This is a genomic window from Brevundimonas sp. NPDC055812 (genome assembly GCF_053616535.1).
Map to the genome: position 1 here is coordinate 264,479 of NZ_JBSHDX010000002.1, position 23,093 is coordinate 287,571.

Here is a 23,093-nt window from a genome sequence, read left to right on the forward strand (position 1 = left end):
TAAGCGCACGGGGGGACCGGAAGGCGGCCGAGAGGCGACAACGCCCGTAGCGCAGCCCATGGATCCGCGCGTCTAGTTGCATAGGGCTTGGAAACGCCATGACGTCATATCTTTGGCTGGTCATCGCGGCCGGCGCTCTGGGGGTGCTTTACGGCGCCGTCCAGACCGCCGTCCTGATGAAGGCCGACAGTGGTAATGAACGGATGCGTGAGATCGCCGCGGCGATCCAGGAAGGGGCATCCGCCTATCTGAAGCGTCAGTACACAACGATTGGCATCGTAGGGGTCGTGATCTTGGTCGCGGCCTTTTTTCTTATCGGAACCTGGGCGGCGCTGGGCTTCCTGATCGGCGCGGTCCTGTCGGGCGCGGCGGGCTATGCGGGGATGCTGATCTCCGTTCGCGCCAACGTCCGCACGGCCCAGGCCGCGTCGCAGAGCCTGTCCAAGGGACTGGACCTGGCCTTCCGCTCGGGCGCCATCACCGGCATGTTCGTGGCGGGCGGCGCGCTTCTGGGCGTGTCCGGCTACTACGCCTTCATGACCCAGGGGCTGGGCCACGCCTCGACCAGCCGCGAGGTCATCGACGGCCTGGTCGCCCTGGGCTTCGGGGCCTCGTTGATCTCCATCTTCGCGCGACTGGGCGGCGGCATCTTCACCAAGGGAGCCGACGTCGGCGGAGACATGGTGGGTAAGGTCGAGGCCGGCATCCCTGAGGACGACCCCCGTAACGCCGCCACCATCGCGGACAATGTGGGCGACAACGTCGGCGACTGCGCCGGCATGGCCGCCGACCTGTTCGAGACCTATGCCGTCACCACGGTGGCGACCATGGTGCTGGCGGCCATCTTCTTCCGCAACCAGCCCTATGTGGACGTGCTGATGCTGCTGCCGCTGGCGATCTGCGGCGTCTGCATCGTGACCTCGATCATCGGCACCTTCTTCGTCCGTCTGGGCAAGAGCGGCAACATCATGGGGGCCCTGTACCAGGGGCTGATCGTCACCGGCGTCCTGTCGTTGGGCGCGGTCTGGTGGGTGATCAACCAGCTTCTGCCGGGGGCGGTCGAAACCTCGGGCGGGCTGCTGATCCAGCCGATGAACCTGTTCTGGGCGGGCGTCGTCGGCCTGCTGGTCACGGCGGCCATCGTGGTCATCACCGAATACTACACCGGCACGGGCTTCCGCCCGGTGAAGTCGGTGGCCAACGCCTCCGTCTCGGGGCACGGCACCAACGTGATCCAGGGGTTGGCCATGTCGCTGGAGGCCACGGCGCTGCCGGCTCTGACCATCATCGTGGGCATCGTCGCAGCCTTCCAGTTGGCGGGTCTGTTCGGCATCGCCATCGCCACCACCACCATGCTGGGCGTGGCGGGGATGATCGTGGCGCTGGACGCCTTCGGTCCGGTCACGGACAACGCGGGCGGCATCGCCGAGATGGCGGGTCTGCCGCCTGAGGTCCGCGTTTCGACCGACGCCCTGGACGCCGTGGGCAACACCACCAAGGCCGTGACCAAGGGCTACGCCATCGGTTCGGCGGGTCTGGGGGCGCTGGTCCTGTTCGCCGCCTATGTGGAGGACCTCAAGTTCTTCGCGGCCGAGGCGCAGCCGGGCAGCTTCTTCCACGGACTGGGCGCGGTCGCCTTCGACCTGTCCAACCCCTATGTCGTGGTCGGCCTGCTGTTCGGGGGGCTGCTGCCTTTCCTGTTCGGCGGCCTGTCGATGACGGCTGTGGGGCGCGCCGCCGAGGCCGTGGTGGCCGAGGTTCGGCGTCAGTTCCGCGAGAACCCCGGCATCATGACCTTCCAGACCAAGCCCGAATACGGCCGGGCGGTCGACATTCTGACCAGCGCGGCCATTCGCGAGATGATCGTGCCGTCGCTGCTGCCGGTTCTGTCGCCGATCGTCCTGTTCGTCGTCATCCTGTTCATCCAGCCGGACAAGGCCAACGCCTTCGCCGCCCTGGGGGCCATGCTGATGGGGGTGATCGTGACGGGTCTGTTCGTCGCCATCTCGATGACCTCGGGCGGCGGCGCCTGGGACAACGCCAAGAAGGTGATCGAGGAAGGTTTCACCGACAAGAACGGCGTCGTCCACGGCAAGGGTTCTGAAGCGCACAAGGCCGCCGTCACCGGCGACACCGTGGGCGATCCCTACAAGGACACCTCCGGCCCGGCGGTGAACCCGATGATCAAGATCACCAACATCGTGGCGCTTCTGCTGCTGGCGGTGCTGGCGAGCGGCAAGATCGTCTGACGGCGATCGGCTGAAACTGAAAACGCCCCGGAGAGCGATCTCCGGGGCGTTGTCTTTGCGCCCTATGCTCGCGACGCGGTCGCTCGCGGCTTGAGGGCGCCTGTTTGTAGGGGCCGCTTAGTCCGGGCGGCGTTGGCCGGGGACGTCGTCCTCGGTACGCGGCAGTTGGCCGCGGCCGACGTTGCCGAGCAACTGCTCGAGGATGGTCAGCTGGCGTCCGCGGGTCGGGGTCTCGCGACGCTCCATGGCGATCTGGCGGCCGTCTTCCAGCCCCAGGGTGCGCACGTTGGCGACCTTTTCGTCGCCCTCGGCGAAGGTGATTTCCGTGACGGTCCGCTGCGACACTTGCGGCTTGTTGTAGGTGTAGCGCTGCGTCGTCTGGGTCAGGTAATACCAGACGTTGTCGCTCTCGAAGGTCGAGGTCGTGGAGGGCGTGCCCAGCTTGGCAAGAACGGTCTCGCGGGTGTCGACGCCCACTTCGACGTCCTGAGGCTTGGCGTCCACGGCCTGGAAGCCCTGAGTGGCGACGACGGGGGCGCAGGCGCCCGCAGCGGCGGCGAGCGAGGCGGCGATGATGAGCGACGTAAAACGGGGCATCGGCGATGGGCCTCTAGGAACAAGGTCTTTGACCTAACCGTCGCTGCGTCCTAGTGCAACGGCGCGGCGGAAAAGGGGCCGTGAAATCCTATGTTCAAGACACTCTTCAGACGACAGACGCAAGAGCGCCAGGCGCAGGGCCTTTACGCCCTGGCTGTGGAACAGGCGCGCCAGCCCGATTTTTACGCCCGCCTGGGGGTGGCGGATCGAATCGACGCGCGGTTCGAGCTCTACACCCTGCATGTCCTTCTGCTGTTCGTGCGGATGAAGGGCGAGGGCGAGCGTGGGGCCGATCTGGCTCAGAAAATGTTCGATACCTACGTCTCGGCCCTGGACAATGTGCTGCGCGAGTTGGGCGTCGGCGATGTGTCGGTCGGCAAGAAGATGCGCAAGCTGGGCGAAGCTCTCTATGGCCGGATGAGCGCCTATGAGAAGGCGCTGCGCGATGGCGACCGTGACGGCTTCCAGGCCTCGATCGCACGCAATGTGTTCGAGAGCGACGATCCCGCAGCCGGCGCCGAACTGACCCGCTATGCGCTGGAATCGCACGAACGCCTGGCGCGTCAGCCGATTTCCGCCGTGGAAAAGGCGCCGGACTGGGCCATGATCGTCGCATGACGATTCCCGCCCTGCCTTACAGCGACCCCGTCCGCCTGCATCAGATCGGTGCGGGTCTGTCCCGGCGACTGGAGCCGGACGCCGAAGCGCGTCAGCGCATCGCGCGCGCGCTGAACCTGAAGTCGCTGGATCGCTTCGAGGCGGATCTGGAGGTGACGGCCACGGTGTCGGGCTGGCGCCTGACGGGACGAGTCGTGGCCGACGCCGTTCAATCCTGCGTGCTGACGCTGGAGCCCCTGCCGATCCACATCGACGAGCGGTTCGAGATCAATCTGGTCGAGGCCCTGGATACGCCGCCTTCGGAAGAGGGCGAGATCGATCTGGAACTGGACGACAATTCTCCCGACGTGGTCGAGAACGGCCAGATCGACCTGGGCCAGTACGCCGTCGAGCAGTTGGCCCTGCATCTGGACCCTTACCCGCGCAAGGAAGGCGCCGTCTTCGAGCAGCCGCCGGAGCCAGGCGAGATTTCCCCTTTCGGCGTGCTGAGAACCTTGAAGCCGGGCGATTCCGACAAGAGTTGACCTAAGGGCGCCCCGGTTGCATCCACAGGGTGCGACATTTGCGTCTGTACGCCCTAACATTGAAGCGCCGCGACAAGACGGCGACGGAGTCGATTTCCACTTGGCATCATCCACACTGATTTCGCTCGACGCCATGGGGGGCGACCACGGTCCCGCCGTCGTGGTCGGCGGCGTGAAGGCCTATTATTCCCTTTATGGGGGCGACGGCGTGCGCTTCCTGCTGCACGGCGACGAGGCGGCGATCCGCGCGGAGATGGCGCGCCTGCACGTCTCGGACGACCTTTGCCAGGTCCGGCACACCGACAAGGTCGTCGCCATGGACGAAAAGCCGGCCCAAGCGATGCGGCGGGGCAAGGGCTCGAGCCTGTGGAACGCGATCGAGGCGGTCAAGACCGGCGAGGCCCAGGGGGCTGTTTCCGCCGGCAACACCGGCGCCCTGATGGCGATCTCCAAGCTGATCCTGCGCATGGCGGTCGACGGGCTGGAGCGCCCCGCCATCGTCGCCAGCTGGCCGACCAAGCGCGGCGTCACCGCCGTTCTGGACGTGGGCGCCAACATCGGCAGCGATGCGCGCCAACTGGTCGAGTTCGCCATCATGGGCGAGGCGTTTCAGGCGGCCGTGCATGGGGTGGAAAGACCGACGGTCGGCCTTCTGAACGTCGGCTCCGAAGAGATGAAGGGCCATGAAGAGGTGCGCGAGGCTCACGCCGTCCTGCGCACCGACGCCGTGCCGGTGAACTACACCGGCTTTGTCGAGGGGCATGACATCGCCGCCGGAACGGTCGATGTCGTCGTTACCGACGGCTTCACCGGCAATGTCGCGCTGAAAACCGCCGAGGGCACGGCCCGCTTCATCTCGGGCCTGCTGAAAGAGGCGCTGACCTCGGGTCCTCTGGCCAAGCTGGGCGCTCTGATCGCCATGCCGGCCCTGAAGAAGATGGCGCGCCGAATCGATCCCAGCAGCGTCAACGGCGGCCCCTTGCTGGGCCTGAACGGCATCGTCGTGAAAAGCCACGGCGGCGCCACGGCCGAGGGCTATGCAAACGCCATCCGCGTGGCTGTCGAACTGGCCCGCAGCGACTATCTGACCAAGGTCAGCGCCAATTTCGCGCGTCTGGCGGCGGCCATGGACGAGACGGCGCCCGCCGTCATGGGAGAGACCGAACAGTGAGCGTCATCCGCAGCGTCGTTACCGGGGTTGGCTCCTTCCTGCCCGAACAGGTCGTCACCAACGCCGACCTGACCAAGGTCGTCGACACCTCCGACGAATGGATAATCGAGCGCACCGGCATCCGCCAGCGCCACAAGGCCCGCGACGACGAGCCGACCAGCGACCTGGCGCTCAAGGCCGCCGAGCGCGCCCTGGCTGACGCCGGCAAGACGGCGGCGGACGTCGATCTGATCATCGTCGCCACCACGACGCCCGACCAGACCTTCCCGGCCACGGCCGCCATCGTCCAGCGCAAGCTGGGCGCGCCGGTGGGCATCGCCTTCGACGTCCAGGCGGTATGCTCGGGCTTCGTCTACGCCTTGAGCGTGGCCGACGGATTCGTGGCGCGCGGTCAGGCCAAGTGCGCCCTGGTCATCGGCGCCGAGGAAATGACAAAGCTGATGGACTGGACGGACCGCACCACCTGCGTCCTGTTCGGCGACGGCGCCGGGGCCTTCGTGCTGGAGCCGGGCGAGGGGCGGGGGAGCAAGGACGATCGCGGCGTGCTGGGCTTCGCCCTGCGCTGCGAGGGCGCCAAGTCGGACATGCTCTATGTCGACGGCGGCCCGGCCACGACCGGAACGGTCGGCCACCTGCGGATGCTGGGCAACCAGGTCTTCCGTCACGCCGTGGTCAATATCGCCGAAGCCATCACCGCCGCCGCCCAGGTCGCGGGCGTCGACATCCCCGAGATCGACTGGTTCGTGCCGCACCAGGCCAACCAGCGCATCATCAAGGGCGTGGGCGACCGTCTGGGCCTGGACGAGGGCAAGGTGATCTCGACCGTGGCCATGCACGCCAACACCTCGGCCGCCTCCATCCCCCTGGCGATGGACGTCGCGATCAAGGATGGCCGAATCAAGAAGGGCGATCTGGTCCTGGTCGAGGCCATGGGCGGCGGCCTGACGTGGGGCGCGTGCGCCTTCCGGTTCTAGATTCGCATTGAGGACTTTGATTTCCGGCCGTTTTGCCCTTCAATGCCCCGCCGATTGATTGCGGGGAGATGCAAGTGGCCGGACATCACACCCTTACCCGGGCGGATTTGTGCGAAGCGGTCCACGAGGAAGTCGGGCTGTCCCGACAGGAATGCTCTGGACTGGTCGAGCGCACGCTGGACCTGATCGTCGACTCGCTTGAGCAGGGCGAGACGGTCAAGCTGTCGGGGTTCGGCGTCTTTCAGGTCCGTGAAAAACGCGCCCGCATGGGCCGCAACCCCAAGACCGGCGAACCGGCCGCTATCAACCCCCGCCGCGTCATCAGCTTCCGCGCCTCCCAGATCATGAAGAGCCGGGTGCACGACGCCGTCGTCGAGACCTGAGATCCTTGGCCAAAAGCCCCAAAGCCTTCCGCACCATTTCTGAAGCGGCCGATGAAGTCGGCGCCCCCCAGCATGTGCTGAGGTTCTGGGAGACCAAGTTCGACTTCGTCGTCCCGGTGAAGCGGGCCGGGGGGCGCCGTTTCTATCGGCCCGACGACGTCATGGTGCTGAAGGCCGTCCGGCGCCTGCTGCATGACGAGGGACTGACGATTCGCGGCGTCCAGCGTCTTGTGCAGGATCAGGGCCTGGCGCGGCTGACGGCCTATGCCGATCCCGCCGCCACGCTGGAGATTGATTCGGGTGATCGAGCTGAAACGGCGTCGGAAGCGGCGGTGACGCCGGCGGCTTCGGCGCGTCTCGAGGCCGTGTTGAGCGACCTTGAGGGGGCCAGAGCCCGGTTGGAGGCCGTTCTGCGCCGATAAGGCGGAAGTTGTTGTCGATAGAGCGTTTTAGGGTTTGCGGAGCACCGAACCGCCGTCTATAGGGAGCGCCTTCGGAGCGTGGCGCAGCCTGGTAGCGCACTTGACTGGGGGTCAAGGGGTCGCAGGTTCGAATCCTGTCGCTCCGACCATTTGCTGAGGGTTATCAGCAGGCTGAAACGGCCGGTGAGGGAAATCTCGCCGGCCGTTCTGCTGTTCAGGCTTTCGTTCTGTCGTCCGGCGCGCGCTCGGCCCAGCGAAGCAGGGGGATGAGCGGCACGCCCCAGCCGATCCCCGCCACGGCGAAGAAGATCAGGTCGATCCACCAGGCGTCCGGCAGATGGTCGTGCAGGGTCACCGCGCCCCACACCCAGAAGGCCAGGAAGCCGATGACGCCGAGGGTGGCGATGAAGCGGCGGGCGCGAGGCGGCATCAGCGTTTGCTCCGGAACAGGAAGAAGGCGACCAGACCTATGACGACAGCCGCGAAGGCCCAGGGAAGCCATTCCCAGTCGGCCAGGGTGGCGACGGCGAAGACGCGGATCGCCAGGAAGGCCCCGCAGGCGGCGCTGACCAGGGCGACCAGAATCGTCCCGCCCAGGCCGCGACGGCCCGTCAGCAGATCGGCGATCCAGGCCAGGCCCAGGGCCCCGGCCAGGGCGATGGCGATCTCGATATATTGCACCGGTCGGCGCTCCCTAGAATGTTGTGCGACGCTTTGGCGTAGAAACCGACTCGATCTTGCCTCGCGGGAGGGGCATATCCCTCGGTTCCGCCGCCCGCGAAAGAGGCGGCAAGCATATCGGGGCGAACGGCAGGCGTCGAATGAAGCGTATTGGTGAACTGGACCGCAGCCGCGCGGTGGCGCTGTGGCTGTTTTTCTGCGCGACCCTGGTGTTCGCCATGGTGGTGGTCGGGGGCGCGACGCGGCTGACCGGCTCGGGCCTGTCGATCACGGAGTGGAAGCCGATCATGGGCGCCCTGCCGCCGATGAACCACGCCGACTGGGTCGAGGCGTTCGACAAGTACAAGGCCATCCCCCAGTACGTCGAAGTCAACGCCGGCATGAGCATGGCGGAGTTCCAGTACATCTTTTGGTGGGAGTGGGCGCACCGGCTGTTGGGGCGTCTGATCGGCGTGGTCTTCGCCGTACCTTTCGTCCTGTTCCTGGCCTTCCGCGTTCTTCCGCGCCGTCTGATCGCGCGCTGTGCGATCCTGCTGGCCCTGGGTGGCCTGCAGGGGCTGATTGGCTGGTGGATGGTGTCCAGCGGCCTGGCCGAGCGCGTCGACGTGGCGCCGGAGCGGCTGGCGACCCATCTGGGTCTGGCCTTCCTGATCTTCGCCGGCCTGATCTGGACGGGGCTTGAGGCCTGGTCCGGCTCGGACTTCACGCGCGCGCCGCGCGGATGGAGCTGGGGCGCGGGCCTGTTGCTGGGCGGCGTCTTCTTCCAGTGCCTGCTCGGCGGCCTGGTGGCCGGGGCCAAGGCCGGCATGATCTACACGGACTGGCCGATGATGAACGGCGCTCTGTTTCCGCCGGTCGCTTGGGGGCAGGGGGCGCTGACCTTCCTTCACGATCAGGGGCTGGTGCAGCTGAACCACCGGATCGGCGCCTATGTGCTGTTGTTTGCTGGCACCTTCTATGCCGTCCAGGCCCTGCGCGGGCGCCTGGGCGAAGGGCTGGGCGCTTCGGCCCTGGTGCTGGCGAGCGCGCTGTGGCTGCAAGCGGGGCTGGGCGTTCTGACGCTCATCCACGCGGTGCCGGTGACCCTGGGCGTGCTGCACCAGGCTGCGGCGGCGCTGGTGTTGGCGGCGGCCACGGTCAATCTGTGGATGGTGCGGCGTTCACGACCGAGGATGTTCGCCTCGGGCCTGCGCTAAGAAAAAGGCCGCCTTCTTCGATCAGGAAGGCGGCCTTTTCAATTTGAGCGAGGGAAGCCCTCTAGCCGATCTTCACCCGCGTGGCGGATTCCGGCAGGTCCTCGCCGAAGGCGCGCTGATAGAATTCGGCGATGGTCGGCCGCTCCAGTTCGTCGCACTTGTTCAGGAAGGTCAGGCGGAAGCTCAGGGCCACGTCGCCGTCGAAGATGATGGCGTTCTGGGCCCAGGTGATGACCGTGCGCGGCGACATGACGGTCGAGATGTCGCCGTTCATGAAGGCGTTGCGGGTCATGTCGGCGACGCGGACCATGGCGGCGATGCGACGCTTGCCCTCGGCGTCGTTCCACTCGGGCACCTTGGCGGCGACGATCTCGGCTTCGACGTCGTGGTCGAGGTAGTTCAGCGTGGTGACGATGTTCCAGCGGTCGAGTTGCGCCTGATTGATCTGCTGGGCGCCGTGATACAGGCCTGTGGTGTCGCCCAGGCCCACGGTGTTCGAGGTGGCGAACAGGCGGAACCATTTGTTCGGGCGGAGGACGCGGTTCTGGTCCAGCAGGGTCAGACGCCCTTGCGCCTCCAGCACGCGCTGGATCACGAACATGACGTCGGGGCGGCCTGCGTCATATTCGTCGAACACCAGGGCCACCGGGCGTTGCAGCGCCCAGGGCAGGATGCCTTCGCGGAACTCGGTGATCTGCTTGCCGTCCTTCAGGACGATGGCGTCCTTGCCGATCAGGTCGATGCGGCTGACGTGGCTGTCCAGATTGACGCGAACCAGGGGCCAGTTCAGGCGGGCGGCCACCTGCTCGATGTGGGTCGACTTGCCGGTGCCGTGGTAGCCCTGGACCATCACGCGGCGGTCATAGGCGAAGCCTGCGCAGATCGCGATCGTGGTCTGGGGATCGAAGCGATAGGACTCGTCGATCTCCGGCACATGGCTGTCGCGCGTCTCGAAGGCGGGCACGAGCATGTCGGAATCGACGCCGAACGCCTCTCTGAGCGTGACCTTGCGGTGCGGTTCCAGGGTGACGAGCGGATCGGGGGAGGCGTCGAGCGGAGAGGTCATGGCCATCCACCTAGCGCCCTCGCGCGCGCGGCTCAACACGCGCGAGGGGCCGGATGGATTATTCGCCCTGGGCCGGTCGCCTATTCCGCCGACAGGTCTACGTCGACGTTGCCGCGCGTGGCGTTGGAATAGGGGCAGACCTGATGCGCTTTCTGGATCAGGTCGTCGATCACCGCGCGATCCAGTCCATGGTCCGACACCCGCAAGGCGACATCGAGGTTGAAGCCCTCGCCTCGGGTGTTCTTGCCGAATCCGATCCCCGCCGAAACCTTGGTGTCAGGACCGACGGGCGTGCCCGCCTTGCCTGAGACCAGCCGCAGGGCGCCCAGGTAGCAGGCCGCATAACCCGTAGCGAAAAGCTGCTCGGGGTTGGTCCCGTCGCCGCCCTTGCCGCCCATTTCGGTCGGAACGGACAGGAGAACATCGATCTTGCCGTCGTCGGTGGCCGATCGGCCTTCATCGCGGCCTCCGCCGGAGGCGGTTGCGTGCGCGCGATACAGAACTTCCATCTGTGGACTCCTTATCCCCAGTCTGGGGATGAACAAGGGGATGATGAAGGGGCAACGTCTTTCAGAAACAACGGTTCTGTGATTCGGGAATTCGGCAGGAGGGTGTTAACAATTGGGCATCGCTCCCGTCGGGGGAGAGGGACATGGAAACGCACACGCAATATTTTTGCTATGTCTATGACGCGCCCGGAAGGACGCCTCAGATGTTTCCCCTGGAAGCCGACAGCTTCACGGAGGCGGTCCAGGAAACGCAGCGCATGATGCTGGACGAGACCGGGGCCGAGGTCTTTGCCGAAATCTGGGATTCCTCGGCCGTCGATCAGTCCATGACCCGCGTCGACGCCTTGCCGGGCGAGGGCGGGCTGTTGAGAACGCTCAGGCGTGGCCGGCCTTCTTCAAGGTTTTCCAAGCCTTGATGACGCTCTGAAGCTTGGCTTCCGCGCCGCGATCGCCGCCGTTGGTGTCCGGGTGGAAGCGCTTGAGCATCTCATGATAGCGCGCCTTGATCGCGGCCTTGTCGGCGCCGGGCTCGAGACCCAGGTCGGCCAGGGCGGCGCGCTCCAGCTTGCCCAGTCGATGACTGGGGTCGTCCTGCACCGGGCCTTCGGCGTGAACCCGCCGACCGAACAGGCCGAAGCTGTCGCGCCATGAACCGGCGCCTGAATTATTGGCCGTGCCGAATTTGGCGGCGAAGGCGGCGGCCTCGCGCGTCTGCGGTCCGGCCTTCATCTGCCAGGTGGGGCGGCCGCCGGTCATGGCCTCGTTTTCCTGGGCGGCGCGAATCTGGCTTTCGTTCATGCCGGCGTAGAAATTCCAGCTCTTGTTGTACTGGGCCGCATGCGCCTGACAGAAGTCATAGAATTCGTTCAGCTGCTCGCGCGACTTGGGCGCGCGGGCCGTGGCCGGCCGGGTGCACTCCGCCCATTCGCAGGCCTTCTCGCCAGGCTTGAGGCGCAGGACATCCTCCGCCGCTTCCTGTTCATCGTCGGAACGCGGCGGCTTGACCCGAATGTCGGTGAAGCGAGGCTTGTATTGAAAAGACGCAGACATCGCCCGAAGTGTAGGGCCGAATTGGTCAGCTTCAAGGAGTCCCTATGTCTGACGGCCCGATCGCGACGGTTATGCGCGGAAAACTGACGGCGGCCTTCGCGCCGGTGCGTCTGGAACTGGAGGATGACAGCTGGAAGCACGCGGGCCACCATCATGAAGGCGGCATTGACGCCCAGGACGGCGGGGAAAGTCATTTTCAGCTGACCATCGTATCCGACGCCTTCGCCGGCCAGACGCGTGTGGCCCGACAGCGCGCCGTCAACGCCGTGCTGAAGGAGGAGCTGGCCGGTCCGGTGCACGCCCTTTCGATCCGGGCGCAGACGCCGCAGGAAGCTCAGGCCTGACGCCGGTCGCCGCCGTTGATAATTCGGATTACGTAGTTATCCGCATTCATATCGTCTTAGAACCTTTCATTCTAGCGTCCGCACCCGAAGCATTTTGGAGCGAGCGGGGGCGTCGCGATGGTTGGATCTGACGGGTTTGCGAAGGGGATGGATGGGGCGCAGGCGCCGGGCGAAGCGGCCCAGGCCCTGACCGCCATCCTGCAAACTCACTATCTGCGCTATCTCATTATCGTCAGCTGGGCGTTGGGACTGATTGCGACGGTCGGTCTGGCGCATGGCTTGCTTTGGTTCGTCGCGACCCTGGCCGCAGGCGCCTTGCGCGGCGAGGTCGAAAAACGCGTCAGCCAGAGCGCAGGCGCCGGTTGGGGGCTGGTGTTCCCGGCGGTGGCGACCGCCACCACGGCGATCTGGGCCGTGGCGCCCCTGCTGGCGTGGTTCTCGCCGTCGGCGTTTGGGCGCGAACTGGCCATCGCCCTCCTGATATCGGGCTATGTCCTCGTGTTCGCCCAGCTGAGGAATTCGCCCCGGCAGGCTATTCTCATCTCCTCTCCCTATGGCGCGGCGGCGGCGATCATCGGGGCCAGCCTGATCGGCGACCCCGTCTTCTGGCCCTTTGTCGCCCTGGCGCCGTTCACGGCCGCCAGCCTTTTCGTCCTTGTGACGATGACCATGCTGCGCGAGGAGCGGATACGCGCCTTCCAGGAGCATCAGGCGCATCTCATCGAGGAGCTGGAGGCTGCGCGCGACAAGGCCGATGCGGCCAATGAAGCCAAGTCCAACTTCCTGGGCGTCATCTCCCATGAACTTCGCACGCCGATGAACGGGGTGCTGGGCGCAGCGCAACTGTTGAGCGCGACGCGGCTGGAAGGGGCGCAGCGCGAGTATCTGGCGATCATCCGCAACTCGGGCGACAACCTGCTGAGCCTGCTGAACGACATCCTCGACATGACCAAGATCGAGGCCGGGCGCATGAATTTCGAGACGGTGGACATCAACCTGGAGGATCTGCACCGTCGCATCATCGGCCCGTTCGAGGCTCAGGCCGAGGCCAAGGGTCTGGACTTCGTGACCGCCTTCGAAGGCGACATTCCCGCCGTGGTGCGCGGCGATCCCTTGAGGGTCTGCCAGGTGGTGCAGAACCTCCTGTCCAACGCGGTCAAGTTTACGGATCAGGGAGCCGTTCGTTTCGTCACCCGAGGGCGACGCGTTTCAGAACGCCGCGTGACTTTTGAATTCGCCGTCATCGACAGTGGCGCCGGCATCTCCCAAGCGGACATGGAACAGTTGTTCCAGCCCTTCACCCAGTTGGACGCGTCCTCGACACGGCGGTTCGGCGGTACCGGGCTGGGGCTGACGATCTCGCGTCGTCTGGCCAACATCATGGGGGGCGACATTTCCGTAACCTCCCGCCCGGGCGAAGGATCCACCTTCACCTTCGCCGTCGAGGGCGAGGTGGTCGCCTGGCGCGCGGCCGAAGCTGCGACGCCAGCCGAGGGCGACGTCGTCATGAGCGACGGCATGGAGGTGCTGGTGGTGGAGGATCACCCCGTCAACCGCATGATCCTGGAAGCCTGGATGGCTTCCACCGGGCGGCGCAGCAGCATCGCCGAAAACGGTCAGGAAGCCGTCGACGCCGCTCGGGATCAGCGGTTCGATCTGATCGTCATGGACGTCAACATGCCGGTCATGGACGGCTTGGCGGCGACGCGCCTGATCCGTGAAGGGGGCGGGGCCAACGCCGAGACGCCCATCGTGGTTCTGTCGGCCTCGGCGCGGAACGAGGACCATGAAGCCGGGCTGGCGGCGGGCGCTGACGCCTATCTGAACAAGCCGATCGATTTCCGCAGCCTGTCGGCCCTCATGGCGCACGCCAAGGGCGGACGGACGGCGCTTCGCCGCCTGATGGATCAGGAAGCGGAGGCCGCCTGATCATGCGGCGCAAGGGCCGGGTGCGACGACCGTCGAGGGAGCCAGGCGCTTTCTTCGTCGTTGTGCAGGGGAGCCTTGAGAGCTGGAGCCCGATTGCGTCCCTTCGCCGAATTGCTGGATCGCCTGTCGCTGACGACCTCGCGCAACGCCAAGCTGGTGTTGCTGCGCGATTACTTGAAGGCGACGCCCGACCCTGATCGCGGCTGGGCGCTGGCTGCCCTGACCGGCGAGTTGAGCTTCACGGCGGCCAAGCCGGCCATGATCCGCAAGGCCGTCGAGGCCCGGGTCGATTCCATCCTGTTCGGCTGGTCCTATGACTATGTGGGCGATCTGGCCGAGACGACCGCGCTGATCTGGCCGCGTGACCCCTCGCATCGCGCCAATCGGGAGCCAGATCTGGGCGAGGTGGTCGATGCTCTGCTTCGCGCCAACCGCGCTGACGCGCCCGTCCTGATCGAGGGCTGGTTGGATGCGCTGGAGCCCAAGGGGCGGTGGGCATTGCTGAAGCTGGTGACGGGAGGGCTCCGGGTCGGCCTGTCCGCGCGTCTGGCCCGCACCGCCGTGGCGATGATGCGGCCGGCCGCCCTGACGGACCCGCCGAGCCCGCAAGGGCACGAGGCGGTCGAGCGCCTGCCGCCGATCACCGTCAGCGATGTCGAGGAGATATGGCACGCGCTGCAGCCCCCCTATCAGGATCTGTTCGCCTGGGTTGAAGGGCGGGCGGAGCAGCCCAGCGCGAACGCACCCGGCCGGTTTCGTCCTGTCATGCTGGCTACGGCCCTCGACGAAGGGCTGGATTTGCCGCGCCTGGACCCGGCGGACTTCCTCGCCGAATGGAAGTGGGACGGCATCCGGGTGCAGGCCGTACGCGAAGGCGGACAGACACGCCTCTATTCTCGCACGGGCGATGAGATATCGTCCGCCTTTCCGGATGTAACGGCGGATCTGGCCTTCGAGGGGGCCGTCGACGGCGAGCTTCTGGTCATACGCGACGGGGTGGTGGCGCCGTTCGGGGATCTGCAGCAGCGGCTGAATCGCAAGACGGCGAGCGCCAGGCTGATGCAGGACTATCCCGCGTCGATCCTGGCCTATGATCTTCTGTCCGATGGAGAAGAAGACCTGCGCGGCCTGCCCCTGATCGAGCGGAGGGCGCGACTGGAACGCCTGGCGGGGGAACATGGCGGGCAGCGCCTGGGGCTGTCGCCGCTGTTGACGCATGAGACCTGGGACGATCTCGCCGCTCTGCGCGCTGAGCCGCCGGTCGGGGCCGCCGCGGAGGGGCTGATGCTCAAGCGCCGCGACAGCCTGTATGTTGCAGGGCGTCCCAAGGGGCCCTGGTTCAAGTGGAAGCGCGACCCGCACGTCATCGACGCCGTGCTGATGTACGCCCAGCGAGGGCACGGAAAACGCTCGGGATTCTATTCCGACTACACCTTCGGCGTCTGGACCGATGAGGGCGCGCTGACGCCGGTCGGCAAGGCCTACTTCGGCTTCACCGATGAAGAGCTGAAGCAGTTGGACAAGTTCGTGCGTGATCATACGACGGACCGGTTCGGGCCGGTCCGCGCGGTCCGCGCCGAGCGCGATTTCGGTCTGGTGCTGGAGATCGCTTTCGAGGGACTGCAGCGTTCGACGCGTCACAAGTCGGGCGTGGCCATGCGTTTTCCGCGCGTCAGCCGCATCCGCTGGGACAAGCCCGCGCGTGAGGCCGACAGCCTCGATTCCGTCCTCGACCTGCTGGATGCGATCGAGCGAGGCGGCGGGCGCGTCAGCGCCGGCGAAAAAGCTTGAGCGGCGGGGCTTCCAATCGGCTGTACGTGCGTTAGACCCGGTTCATGCTCACGAAGTTTCAGCATAGTCCTGCCGCGTTCGCCGAGCCTCTGGCTCAGGCTGTGGCCGCCGGCGAGCAGAGGTTGAGCATCGACGCCGCCATCCTGGCCAAGGCCATGGATATGCTGGGCGATTTCGCCATCAACCTGACGGTGGCGGCCATCATTTTCGTCCTGACTCTCATCGCCGCGCGATGGGCCTCGGGCGCGGCGCGCAAGATTCTAGGGCGGACGCGGGTGGTCCGGCGCGATCCCACCGTGCTGGCCTTCATGGTGCAGATCGTCCGGGTCGTGGTCATCATCATCGGCATGATCGCCGTGTTGCAGCGGCTGGGCGTGCAGACGACCTCCATCATCGCCGTGCTGGGCGCCGCCTCCCTGGCTGTCGGTCTGGCGCTGCAGGGGACGTTGTCGAATGTCGCGGCGGGCGTGATGCTTCTGATTCTGCGTCCCTATCGCGTGGGCGAGGCCATCGACGTAGGCGGCGCCTCCGGCACGGTTCAGAAGCTGGACCTGTTCACCACCCAGCTGACGAACGCCAACAACCACAAGATCGTCATTCCGAACTCCAAGGTGCTGAGCGACGTGATCGTCAATCTGACGGGACAACGCACGCGCCGCATCGAGATCAAGTTCACCGTCGGCTACGGCGACAATCTGAAGGACGCCTGCGCGGTGCTGGCTTCGGTCGCGCGGGTCAACGACAGGGTGTTGCAGGAGCCTGCGCCGTGGACAGGCGTGACAGGGCTGTTGGACAGCGCGGTCCAGATCACCCTGCATGCCTGGGTGAACAACGACGACTGGTGGCAGACACAGGCGGATCTGATGCAGGCGGGCAAGGAAGCCCTGGACGAGGCCGGCATCGAGATTCCTTTCCCGCACCAGGTCGAGGTGCCGGCAAGGGACGCCAAGTTCGCGCGGGTCGTCATGGCCCCTGTTCAGAGTGATGTGGCGCCCGACGGAACGTCGGCCCAAGGGGGAGAATGAGCCGTGCGTTTTGATTTCGGTTCCGACAATACGGCGGGCATGGCGCCCTCGGCGCTTCAGGCCCTGGTCGCCGCCAATGCCGGGTTCGCGCGGGCCTACGGGGCTGATGATACATCGGCGCGCGCCGCCGATCTGATCCGTCAGACCCTGGATGCGGACGCCGAGGTGCGTTTCGTCTTCAGCGGCACGGCGGCGAACGCCATCGGCCTGTCGATGCTGGCGCGCCCCTATGAGGCGGTTCTGGCGCATCATGCGGCCCACGTCTGCACGGACGAGACGGGCGCGCCCGGCTTCTTCGGCCAGGGCGTCGGCCTGATCGGTCTGCCGGGCTATTCGGGCAAGATCGACGTAGCCGCCCTGTACGCTGCTCTGGAAGAGCCGGTCGTGGGCCATCGTCAGCCGGCGGCCGCGCTCAGCCTGACCCAGGCGACGGAATACGGCGCCGTCTATTCCGAGGAAGAGTTGCGCCACCTGATCGAGCCGTCCAAACGGGCGGGCTTGGGCGTTCACATGGACGGAGCGCGGCTGGCCAACGCCGTGGCCGCGGGCTTCGACCCCAAGGACATTCCGCGCCTGGGCGTCGATGTGCTGTCGTTCGGCGGGGCCAAGTCAGGGGCGCATTGCGTGGAGGCCCTGGTGATCTTCGACAAGACGATGACGCGGCGGATCGACAACCGGCTGAAGCAGGCCGGCCAGACGGCGTCCAAGGGGCGGTTGCTGGCCGCGCCCCTGCTGGGGCTGCTGGAGTCGGGCGACTGGCTGGCGGGCGCCGCTCACGCCAATCTGATGGCTCAGCGCCTGGCGGACGGCATCGAGGCGAAGACGCCCTTCGTGCTGGCTCACCCGGTGGAGTCCAACACCGTGTTCGTGCGGATGCACGGTGAAGCCCATGAGCAGCTGAATGCGGCGGGCTGGGCCTGCTATCAATTCGATGACGGTTCGGTGCGGTTCGTCTGTTCCTGGGCGACGGACGAGGCGTCGGTGGACGCCCTGATCGACGCCGTGGCGAGCCTGAACTGACGTGGCGAGCGCGTTTCGCCTCGGAGGCGTGATGGCGGCGAGGCGTGGCGATGCGTGGTGAGCGCTCGGGAAGACGCGGCGATGTCGCGGCCAAGGCGATGAACGCCGGCGTCGACACCTCTCAGCAAGAGGCGCCGCCTACGTTCGAGGCGCTGAAAAACCTGATCGGCGTCGTGGCGCGTTCGGGCGCGCCGCAACTGCCCTGGCGGGTGGCCGGGGCGATCCTGCTGACCCTGGCGGGCAAGGGGCTGGGGGTCCTGGCTCCGCTGGTTCTGGGGGCGGCGGTCAACCATCTGGCGGCGGACCAGGGACCAGCGGCGTCCGTAGGCCTGGGATTCGCCGCCTTCGCCGTGGGTTGGGCGCTGGTCCGCTTCCTGTCGGCGGCGACGCCGCAACTGTCGGATGTGGTGTTCGCTCCCGTGCGGGCGGCCGCCCAGCGCAAGACGGCGGCCGAGACCTTCGCCCACGCGCTCAGCCTGTCGCTGGACTTCCACCAGACCAAGCGGTCCGGCGCCTTGTCTCGGGTGATGGACCGGGGCTCGCGGGCGGTGGACTTCCTGCTGCGCATCCTGATGTTCAACCTGGGGCCGACGGTGCTGGAACTGGTGCTGGCGGCGGCGGTTCTGGGCGGCAAGTACGACTGGCGTTTCGGCGCGGTCGCCGTGGCCGTGGTGCTGGTCTATGCGGCCACAACCTTCGCCATGGCCAACTGGCGGCTGGAGCACCGGCGCGCCATGAACGCCGCCGACAGCGAGGCGGCCGGCCTGTCGGTCGACGCCCTGCTGAACTACGAAACCGTCAAATCGTTCGGGGCCGAGGGCCGTGCGGCCGAGGCCTATGACCAGTCGCTGGCGACCTATGTTCAGGCGTCGTTGAAGGCCAACACCTCCCTGGCCGCCTTGAACCTGATCCAGGGCCTGATCATGAACCTGGGCCTGGGCGTCATGGCGGTCATGGCCGGGTTCGAAGCGGCAGCCGGGCGCATGGGGCCGGGCGATGTGACGGCGGCGGTGCTGATCATGATCTCCCTCTATGCGCCGCTGAACATCCTGGGCTTCGCTTATCGGGAAATCCGACAATCCTTCATCGACATGGAGGAGATGCTTAAGGTCACGCGTCAAGCGCCGCAGGTGGCGGATGCGCCCGACGCCATCGATCTGCCGCGACCTGAAAGCGGCTGCGGGGCGGAGATCGTTTTCGACCACGTCGGTTTCCGGCATGACGCACGGGCGGCGGGGCTGGACGACGTCAGCTTCGTCACGCCGGCGGGCACTACGACCGCCCTGGTGGGACCGTCCGGGGCGGGCAAGTCGACGATCGTCAAGCTGGCCCTGCGGTTGCTGGATCCGCAGGACGGGCGCGTGCTGATCGATGGGCGGGACGCGCGCAGTCTGACTCAGGCGTCGCTACGGGCCGCCGTGGCCCTGGTGCCGCAGGACGTGGCCCTTTTCAACGACACCATCGCCGCCAACATCGCTTTCGCCCGCCCTGATGCGGACGAGGCGGCGATCTGGGCGGCCGCCGAAGCAGCGGAGCTGGCGGACTTCATCCGCAACCTGCCCGAGGGCATGGACACGCGCGTCGGCGAGCGGGGGCTGAAGCTGTCGGGCGGCGAGCGGCAGCGCGTCGGAATCGCCCGCGCCCTGCTGGCGGACCCCTGCATCCTGATCCTGGACGAGGCGACCAGCGCGCTCGACAGCCGCACCGAGGCCGCCATCCAGAAGACGTTGCGCCGCGCCCGCACGGGCCGCACCACCCTGGTGGTGGCGCACCGCCTGTCCACGGTGGCCGACGCCGATCAGATTCTGGTGCTGAAGGCGGGCCGGATCGTCGAGCGCGGCGCCCATCATGAGCTGGTGGCGCGTCAGGGCGGGGAATATGCGGCTCTGTGGCGCAAGCAGACGCGCGGGGCGAAGACTCAGGCGAGCTAGGCCTCAGGCTCTCCGGCGCCCGGAACCTTGGCCTTCAGCATGTCCTTGAGGCTGTCCAGCACCTTGGCGCGGGCGTCGACGGCTTCGGGCGGCAGGGTCAGCAGCAGGCGCAGCGCCTGGGCGTGGACGGTGACGACGCGCCAGTCGAATGGGCGGTCTTCGGGCGCGGCGTCGATCAGATCGCACAGATTGGCCGCCGCCGCGCACAGGTCGTTGAGCTCGAACGGCCCGGCTGCGTCGATCACGGCGCTGGCGTGGGCGTAGGCCTGGTCCAGCGCGCCTTCGTCGACGCCGGTCGGAACGGGCAGGGCGGCCAGGGCTGTGACCTGCTGCTCGATGATCTCGCGGCTGCGGCTCTCATACCGCGCCAGATTGGCGCGAGCCTCGGTCAAGGCGACGCCGACGCTGACGCCGCCAGGCTGATCGACCAGGGTCGACAGGCGGCTGCGGCGCCGATTGTGGGTGATGACCGTCATAGCTCCACCGCCGCGCGGCGTTCTTTTTCAAAGGCGGTTCTTCGCCGTTCCTCGGCGCGACGTTCCGGGCCTGGCCAGGGCTCGTTTCGGAAGCGGCGGTCGGGGCCGAAATAGTCGCCCACCTCCAGGAAGGGACGATTGTCTCTCGACACCCAGACGATGCGTTCCAGCAGAACGCCCGCGCTGAACGGCTTGGTGATCAGGAAGTTGGCGCCGCAGTCGCGGGCGTCCGACACCTTGGAGCGGCGTACGTGGGCCGCGGTCATGATGACCGGGCTGTAGGCGTTCGGATCCAGCCCCGAGCGACGCAGCCAGCGCACGAACTCATACCCGCTCATGCCCGGCATCTCGCAGTCGACCAGGATGAGGTCGACCGGATGGTTCTGCAGGATGGCGATGGCCCCGGCCGCGCTTTCGCAGGCGTGACGGACCTTCATGCCGAAACCGAGCAGGGCCTGGGCGGTCAGCTCCAGCGAAAACGGCGAATCGTCGATGACCATGGTCACCGCGCCGTCGAAGTTGAACACCGCGCTTTCGCGCAGGGATTCGCCGACCCCGTTCATGCTGCGCATGGAGGCCTGCCGAGGGTTGAGGAAGGAAACAGACCGAATCGCATGGCGTCAGTTTCGGCGGCGCTGCGACGCCGCGCAATCGCGATCAGCCCTCGATCAACCCAGGCGGCCGATGGCGTAGAAGCGGTCGGCGCGCTGCTTCTTCAGCTGTTCAGCCGACAGGCCGGACATGGCCTTCAACTCTTCTTCCAGAACCTGACCGACGTTCTGGATGGCCTTTTCACGATCGGCGTGGGCGCCGCCCAGGGGCTCGGGGATCACGCGATCGACGATCTTCAGCTCGATCAGATCGGGCGCGGTGATCTTCATGGCGTTGGCGGCGTCCTTGGCCCGCGTGCCGTCGCGCCACAGGATGCCCGCCGCGCCTTCCGGCGAGATGACCGAATAGATGGAGTGCTCCAGCATCAGCACGCGGCTGGCCGCCGCGATGGCGATGGCGCCGCCCGAACCGCCTTCGCCGGTCACCGTGGCGATGGAGGGCACGCCGAGGGTCAGGCCGCGCTCGGTCGAGCGGGCGATGGCCTCGGCCTGTCCGCGCTCCTCGGCGCCCAGGCCCGGATAGGCGCCGGCGGTGTCGACGAAGGTCAGAACCGGCAGGCCGAACTGCTCGGCCATGTCCATCAGGCGGACGGCCTTGCGATAGCCCTCGGGGCGAGCCATGCCGAAGTTGTGGGTGATGCGGGTCTGGGTGTCGTGGCCCTTTTCATGGCCCATGATCACGACCGGCTGGCCGCGGAAGCGGGCCAGGCCGCCCAGGATGGCCTGGTCGTCGCCGAACTGACGATCACCGTGCAGCTCCACGAAGTCGGTGAACAGGCCGTCGACGTAGTCCACGAAGTGCGGACGCTGCGGGTGGCGCGCGACCTGGGTGCGCATCCACGGGTCCAGGTTGGCGTAGGCCTTGGTGCGCATGGCGTCGGCCTTCTTGCGCAGGGCGGCGATCTCGGTCTCGAACGATCCGCTGGTCGGCGCCAGCAGCGACAGCTCGGCGATCTTGGCGTCCAGCTCGGCGATCGGCTTTTCGAATTCGAGATAGTGCGTGGCCATAAGGCGTCCGTAGAGGAGGAAGCGCCGATGGCGCTACGGAAAGCGGCGGAACCTAGAGCGGGGAACGTTCCGGAGCAAGCGCGGGTTCAGAAGGCTTTGGGCAGGCCGGCCTGTTTGAGGACGGTGTTGGCGGTGTGTCGGCTTTTGGAGCGCGGTACGATGATGGCGTGCGCGACATCGGGATGACGCCATTTTTCATGGCTGCCTTTGGCGTTGTTCATGCGCCGCCAGCCTGCGGCGTAAAGTAGGGCGGTGAGTTCTGGGTAGAAATCCTTGGGCATGACGTCAGATCATCACCGGGAGCGCGATTGAGCAACGCACGGCATGTGCAATCACGCCGCCAGCACCTCGAAACCGCCTGACGCTTCGAAACGGATGGGTACGGGACCGTGGATGTCGAGATTCTCAGCCAAGAGTTCCGAGGCGAACTGACGCGCCAGGCTTTCGAACTCGGCCAAGGTCGCGGTTTCTATGACGAGGCCTGGAATGTCGGATTCGCTGCACCAGACCTCGACTTCGGGGTCCCAGATCGCCTTGACGTAGAAGGTGCGCGCCATATCGGGAGTATGGGGGCTTAGTCGTCCTTCGCCAAGGGGTGGTTGGCGTGGACCACCTGGGACAGGCGATCCGTGGCGACGTGGGTGTAGATCTGGGTGGTCGAGATGTCGGCGTGGCCCAACAGGGTCTGCACCACGCGCAGGTCGGCGCCGCCTTCCAGCAGATGGGTGGCGAAAGCGTGACGCAGGACGTGGGGGCTGACGCGGGCCGGGTCGATTCCCGCTGTGACGGCCGCCTGATCCAGAAGCTGGGCGAACCGCCGCGGCGTCAGATGACCGCTCTTTCCGTGCGACGGAAACAGCCAGACGCTGTCCGGCGCATTCGGCTTTCGCGCGGCGTCGCGGGCGTCGAGCCAGACCTTGATCGCCTCGCGAGCGGCGGAGTTCAGTGGGGCCAGCCGCTCCTTGCCGCCCTTGCCGCGCACGATCAGATAGGCGGGATCTCGGCGCACCGCCTCGACCCTGAGCGCCAGCAGTTCCGACACCCGCAGGCCCGAGGCGTAGGCCATCTCGACAAGGGCGATCAGGCGCAGCCCCGCCGTGCTGTCGGCGGCGCCGGCTGCGGCCAGCAGGGCCTCGATCTCGTCGCGGCTGAGGGTCTTGGGCAGGCTGCGGCCCTGTTTGGGCGCATCCAGGCGGCGGGAGGGATCGTCGGCGCGCCAACCCTCGCCCAGGGCGAAACGATAGAACTGGCGTACGGAGGCGCGGCGTCGCGCGGCCGTGGCGGCGGACAGTCCGCGTCGCGACAGATCGGCGAACCAGGCCTCCAGAGCTTCCTGCGGCGCGCTCATCAGGCCCCCGGCGTCGCCCAGCCAGGTCTCGGCATCCGCCAGATCGCGACCATAGGCGGCCAGCGTATGGGGCGAGGCGTCACGCTCCACCGCCATCATCTCCAGAAAGGCTTCGATCTGCGGGGTCATGCGGCGTCAGGTCGTCTCTTCTGGCCAATCGTTGCTTGTGG

Annotated in this window: 27 protein-coding genes and 1 tRNA gene; 16 read left to right on the plus strand and 12 right to left on the minus strand. The window is 66.8% G+C overall.

Translation table 11 applies throughout. From position 1 onward, the window contains the following. Window positions 1–98 precede the first annotated feature (98 nt). On the plus strand, window positions 99–2,249 hold the full coding sequence (locus ACWGL1_RS04245; protein WP_291782335.1) for a sodium-translocating pyrophosphatase: 2,151 nt from the start codon (window positions 99–101) through the stop codon (window positions 2,247–2,249). A gap of 117 nt (window positions 2,250–2,366) precedes the next feature. On the opposite strand, the gene ACWGL1_RS04250 is transcribed toward ACWGL1_RS04245, so the two are convergent. Next, on the minus strand, window positions 2,367–2,846 hold the full coding sequence (locus ACWGL1_RS04250) for an outer membrane protein assembly factor BamE (protein ID WP_291782332.1): 480 nt from the start codon (window positions 2,844–2,846) through the stop codon (window positions 2,367–2,369). Window positions 2,847–2,936: 90 nt separating this feature from the next. Between ACWGL1_RS04250 and ACWGL1_RS04255 the strand changes: the two genes are divergently transcribed. The 7 genes from ACWGL1_RS04255 (at window position 2,937) to ACWGL1_RS04285 (ending at window position 7,087) form a co-directional block, all read left to right on the plus strand. After that, window positions 2,937–3,464, plus strand: coding sequence for a ubiquinol-cytochrome C chaperone family protein (locus ACWGL1_RS04255; protein WP_291782330.1), 528 nt, complete (start codon window positions 2,937–2,939; stop codon window positions 3,462–3,464). Further along, window positions 3,461–3,988 carry a YceD family protein gene (locus ACWGL1_RS04260; protein ID WP_452111275.1) on the plus strand — a complete coding sequence of 176 codons (528 nt, stop codon included), beginning with the start codon at window positions 3,461–3,463 and terminating at the stop codon, window positions 3,986–3,988. Before ACWGL1_RS04255 ends, ACWGL1_RS04260 begins: the two co-directional genes overlap by 4 nt. A 100-nt stretch (window positions 3,989–4,088) precedes the next feature. Continuing rightward, window positions 4,089–5,159, plus strand: a complete 1,071-nt coding sequence (gene plsX, locus ACWGL1_RS04265; RefSeq protein WP_291782323.1) for a phosphate acyltransferase PlsX — start codon at window positions 4,089–4,091, stop codon at window positions 5,157–5,159. After that, window positions 5,156–6,133, plus strand: coding sequence for a beta-ketoacyl-ACP synthase III (locus ACWGL1_RS04270; protein ID WP_452111276.1), 978 nt, complete (start codon window positions 5,156–5,158; stop codon window positions 6,131–6,133). The genes plsX and ACWGL1_RS04270 overlap by 4 nt, the downstream gene beginning before the upstream one ends. 74 nt (window positions 6,134–6,207) lie before the next feature. Further along, window positions 6,208–6,516 carry an integration host factor subunit alpha gene (locus tag ACWGL1_RS04275; RefSeq protein ID WP_409450003.1) on the plus strand — a complete coding sequence of 103 codons (309 nt, stop codon included), beginning with the start codon at window positions 6,208–6,210 and terminating at the stop codon, window positions 6,514–6,516. A 5-nt stretch (window positions 6,517–6,521) separates the two neighbouring features. Next, complete coding sequence (locus ACWGL1_RS04280; RefSeq protein WP_291782314.1) at window positions 6,522–6,938, plus strand: MerR family transcriptional regulator; 417 nt, start codon at window positions 6,522–6,524, stop codon at window positions 6,936–6,938. Window positions 6,939–7,010: 72 nt separating this feature from the next. Continuing rightward, a tRNA-Pro gene (locus ACWGL1_RS04285) sits at window positions 7,011–7,087 on the plus strand. Window positions 7,088–7,152: 65 nt separating this feature from the next. On the opposite strand, the gene ACWGL1_RS04290 is transcribed toward ACWGL1_RS04285, so the two are convergent. Together ACWGL1_RS04290 and ACWGL1_RS04295 are read right to left on the minus strand one after the other, a co-directional pair. Further along, window positions 7,153–7,368: a DUF2842 domain-containing protein gene (locus tag ACWGL1_RS04290; RefSeq protein WP_312218349.1), complete on the minus strand. Its 216-nt coding sequence runs from the start codon at window positions 7,366–7,368 to the stop codon at window positions 7,153–7,155. Then, a complete protein-coding gene (locus ACWGL1_RS04295; protein ID WP_312218347.1) occupies window positions 7,368–7,619 on the minus strand; it encodes a transglycosylase in 252 nt (83 codons plus the stop codon). The genes ACWGL1_RS04290 and ACWGL1_RS04295 overlap by 1 nt, the downstream gene beginning before the upstream one ends. Before the next feature lie 140 nt (window positions 7,620–7,759). On the opposite strand from ACWGL1_RS04295, the gene ACWGL1_RS04300 reads away from it, so the two are divergent. After that, on the plus strand, window positions 7,760–8,815 hold the full coding sequence (locus tag ACWGL1_RS04300; RefSeq protein WP_452111277.1) for a COX15/CtaA family protein: 1,056 nt from the start codon (window positions 7,760–7,762) through the stop codon (window positions 8,813–8,815). Window positions 8,816–8,876: 61 nt separating this feature from the next. Here the strand turns inward: ACWGL1_RS04300 and cobS are convergent, their stop codons facing one another. Together cobS and ACWGL1_RS04310 are read right to left on the minus strand one after the other, a co-directional pair. Beyond that, window positions 8,877–9,887: a cobaltochelatase subunit CobS gene (cobS, locus tag ACWGL1_RS04305; RefSeq protein ID WP_291782302.1), complete on the minus strand. Its 1,011-nt coding sequence runs from the start codon at window positions 9,885–9,887 to the stop codon at window positions 8,877–8,879. 74 nt (window positions 9,888–9,961) lie between these two features. Continuing rightward, a complete protein-coding gene (locus tag ACWGL1_RS04310) occupies window positions 9,962–10,390 on the minus strand; it encodes an organic hydroperoxide resistance protein (RefSeq protein WP_452111278.1) in 429 nt (142 codons plus the stop codon). A gap of 143 nt (window positions 10,391–10,533) precedes the next feature. On the opposite strand from ACWGL1_RS04310, the gene ACWGL1_RS04315 reads away from it, so the two are divergent. Further along, complete coding sequence (locus ACWGL1_RS04315; RefSeq protein ID WP_452111279.1) at window positions 10,534–10,806, plus strand: hypothetical protein; 273 nt, start codon at window positions 10,534–10,536, stop codon at window positions 10,804–10,806. Here ACWGL1_RS04315 and ACWGL1_RS04320 read toward each other — a convergent pair. Next, window positions 10,766–11,440: a J domain-containing protein gene (locus ACWGL1_RS04320; RefSeq protein WP_452111280.1), complete on the minus strand. Its 675-nt coding sequence runs from the start codon at window positions 11,438–11,440 to the stop codon at window positions 10,766–10,768. The genes ACWGL1_RS04315 and ACWGL1_RS04320 overlap by 41 nt on opposite strands. Before the next feature lie 44 nt (window positions 11,441–11,484). On the opposite strand from ACWGL1_RS04320, the gene ACWGL1_RS04325 reads away from it, so the two are divergent. The 6 genes from ACWGL1_RS04325 to ACWGL1_RS04350 all read left to right on the plus strand — a co-directional run bounded on the left by ACWGL1_RS04325 (window position 11,485) and on the right by ACWGL1_RS04350 (window position 19,480). After that, entirely contained in the window at window positions 11,485–11,784 is a 300-nt protein-coding gene (locus ACWGL1_RS04325) for a BolA family protein (protein ID WP_452111281.1), read from the plus strand. A 117-nt stretch (window positions 11,785–11,901) separates the two neighbouring features. Then, the gene (locus ACWGL1_RS04330; protein WP_452111282.1) at window positions 11,902–13,713 is read left to right on the plus strand and encodes an ATP-binding protein; all 1,812 of its coding nucleotides are present in this window, start codon (window positions 11,902–11,904) and stop codon (window positions 13,711–13,713) included. Window positions 13,714–13,806: 93 nt separating this feature from the next. Continuing rightward, entirely contained in the window at window positions 13,807–15,504 is a 1,698-nt protein-coding gene (locus ACWGL1_RS04335; RefSeq protein ID WP_452111283.1) for a cisplatin damage response ATP-dependent DNA ligase, read from the plus strand. Between the two features lie 44 nt (window positions 15,505–15,548). Continuing rightward, the gene (locus ACWGL1_RS04340) at window positions 15,549–16,529 is read left to right on the plus strand and encodes a mechanosensitive ion channel family protein (RefSeq protein WP_452111284.1); all 981 of its coding nucleotides are present in this window, start codon (window positions 15,549–15,551) and stop codon (window positions 16,527–16,529) included. Between the two features lie 3 nt (window positions 16,530–16,532). Further along, a complete protein-coding gene (locus tag ACWGL1_RS04345; RefSeq protein WP_452111285.1) occupies window positions 16,533–17,549 on the plus strand; it encodes a threonine aldolase family protein in 1,017 nt (338 codons plus the stop codon). 50 nt (window positions 17,550–17,599) lie between these two features. Beyond that, window positions 17,600–19,480: an ABCB family ABC transporter ATP-binding protein/permease gene (locus ACWGL1_RS04350; RefSeq protein WP_452111404.1), complete on the plus strand. Its 1,881-nt coding sequence runs from the start codon at window positions 17,600–17,602 to the stop codon at window positions 19,478–19,480. Here the strand turns inward: ACWGL1_RS04350 and ACWGL1_RS04355 are convergent. The 6 genes from ACWGL1_RS04355 to ACWGL1_RS04380 all read right to left on the minus strand — a co-directional run bounded on the left by ACWGL1_RS04355 (window position 19,477) and on the right by ACWGL1_RS04380 (window position 23,052). Further along, complete coding sequence (locus tag ACWGL1_RS04355) at window positions 19,477–19,956, minus strand: chemotaxis protein CheE (RefSeq protein WP_452111286.1); 480 nt, start codon at window positions 19,954–19,956, stop codon at window positions 19,477–19,479. The two genes, ACWGL1_RS04350 and ACWGL1_RS04355, sit on opposite strands and share 4 nt — an antisense overlap. Next, window positions 19,953–20,528, minus strand: a complete 576-nt coding sequence (locus tag ACWGL1_RS04360) for a response regulator (protein WP_452111287.1) — start codon at window positions 20,526–20,528, stop codon at window positions 19,953–19,955. Before ACWGL1_RS04360 ends, ACWGL1_RS04355 begins: the two co-directional genes overlap by 4 nt. A 96-nt stretch (window positions 20,529–20,624) precedes the next feature. Continuing rightward, a complete protein-coding gene (locus ACWGL1_RS04365) occupies window positions 20,625–21,575 on the minus strand; it encodes an acetyl-CoA carboxylase carboxyltransferase subunit alpha (protein WP_312218340.1) in 951 nt (316 codons plus the stop codon). Window positions 21,576–21,661: 86 nt separating this feature from the next. Further along, on the minus strand, window positions 21,662–21,856 hold the full coding sequence (locus tag ACWGL1_RS04370) for a type II toxin-antitoxin system HicA family toxin (RefSeq protein ID WP_452111288.1): 195 nt from the start codon (window positions 21,854–21,856) through the stop codon (window positions 21,662–21,664). Between the two features lie 51 nt (window positions 21,857–21,907). Further along, entirely contained in the window at window positions 21,908–22,132 is a 225-nt protein-coding gene (locus ACWGL1_RS04375) for a DUF1902 domain-containing protein (RefSeq protein WP_025977205.1), read from the minus strand. A 17-nt stretch (window positions 22,133–22,149) separates the two neighbouring features. Next, on the minus strand, window positions 22,150–23,052 hold the full coding sequence (locus tag ACWGL1_RS04380; RefSeq protein WP_452111289.1) for a site-specific tyrosine recombinase XerD: 903 nt from the start codon (window positions 23,050–23,052) through the stop codon (window positions 22,150–22,152). Between the last annotated feature and the right edge of the window lie 41 nt (window positions 23,053–23,093).

Excerpts from the sequence above, each read along its gene's own strand:
- ACWGL1_RS04360 (WP_452111287.1), bottom strand. The coding sequence starts at position 20,528 with ATGCGCAGCATGAACGGGGTCGGCGAATCCCTGCGCGAAAGCGCGGTG.
- ACWGL1_RS04260 (WP_452111275.1), top strand. The coding sequence starts at position 3,461 with ATGACGATTCCCGCCCTGCCTTACAGCGACCCCGTCCGCCTGCATCAG.
- ACWGL1_RS04255 (WP_291782330.1), top strand. The coding sequence starts at position 2,937 with ATGTTCAAGACACTCTTCAGACGACAGACGCAAGAGCGCCAGGCGCAG.
- ACWGL1_RS04315 (WP_452111279.1), top strand. The coding sequence starts at position 10,534 with ATGGAAACGCACACGCAATATTTTTGCTATGTCTATGACGCGCCCGGA.
- ACWGL1_RS04290 (WP_312218349.1), bottom strand. The coding sequence starts at position 7,368 with ATGCCGCCTCGCGCCCGCCGCTTCATCGCCACCCTCGGCGTCATCGGC.
- ACWGL1_RS04330 (WP_452111282.1), top strand. The coding sequence starts at position 11,902 with ATGGTTGGATCTGACGGGTTTGCGAAGGGGATGGATGGGGCGCAGGCG.
- ACWGL1_RS04320 (WP_452111280.1), bottom strand. The coding sequence starts at position 11,440 with ATGTCTGCGTCTTTTCAATACAAGCCTCGCTTCACCGACATTCGGGTC.
- ACWGL1_RS04325 (WP_452111281.1), top strand. The coding sequence starts at position 11,485 with ATGTCTGACGGCCCGATCGCGACGGTTATGCGCGGAAAACTGACGGCG.
- ACWGL1_RS04310 (WP_452111278.1), bottom strand. The coding sequence starts at position 10,390 with ATGGAAGTTCTGTATCGCGCGCACGCAACCGCCTCCGGCGGAGGCCGC.
- ACWGL1_RS04300 (WP_452111277.1), top strand. The coding sequence starts at position 7,760 with ATGAAGCGTATTGGTGAACTGGACCGCAGCCGCGCGGTGGCGCTGTGG.
- ACWGL1_RS04245 (WP_291782335.1), top strand. The coding sequence starts at position 99 with ATGACGTCATATCTTTGGCTGGTCATCGCGGCCGGCGCTCTGGGGGTG.
- ACWGL1_RS04340 (WP_452111284.1), top strand. The coding sequence starts at position 15,549 with ATGCTCACGAAGTTTCAGCATAGTCCTGCCGCGTTCGCCGAGCCTCTG.
- ACWGL1_RS04350 (WP_452111404.1), top strand. The coding sequence starts at position 17,600 with ATGCGTGGTGAGCGCTCGGGAAGACGCGGCGATGTCGCGGCCAAGGCG.
- ACWGL1_RS04250 (WP_291782332.1), bottom strand. The coding sequence starts at position 2,846 with ATGCCCCGTTTTACGTCGCTCATCATCGCCGCCTCGCTCGCCGCCGCT.
- cobS (WP_291782302.1), bottom strand. The coding sequence starts at position 9,887 with ATGGCCATGACCTCTCCGCTCGACGCCTCCCCCGATCCGCTCGTCACC.
- ACWGL1_RS04355 (WP_452111286.1), bottom strand. The coding sequence starts at position 19,956 with ATGACGGTCATCACCCACAATCGGCGCCGCAGCCGCCTGTCGACCCTG.
- ACWGL1_RS04365 (WP_312218340.1), bottom strand. The coding sequence starts at position 21,575 with ATGGCCACGCACTATCTCGAATTCGAAAAGCCGATCGCCGAGCTGGAC.
- ACWGL1_RS04370 (WP_452111288.1), bottom strand. The coding sequence starts at position 21,856 with ATGCCCAAGGATTTCTACCCAGAACTCACCGCCCTACTTTACGCCGCA.
- ACWGL1_RS04375 (WP_025977205.1), bottom strand. The coding sequence starts at position 22,132 with ATGGCGCGCACCTTCTACGTCAAGGCGATCTGGGACCCCGAAGTCGAG.
- ACWGL1_RS04380 (WP_452111289.1), bottom strand. The coding sequence starts at position 23,052 with ATGACCCCGCAGATCGAAGCCTTTCTGGAGATGATGGCGGTGGAGCGT.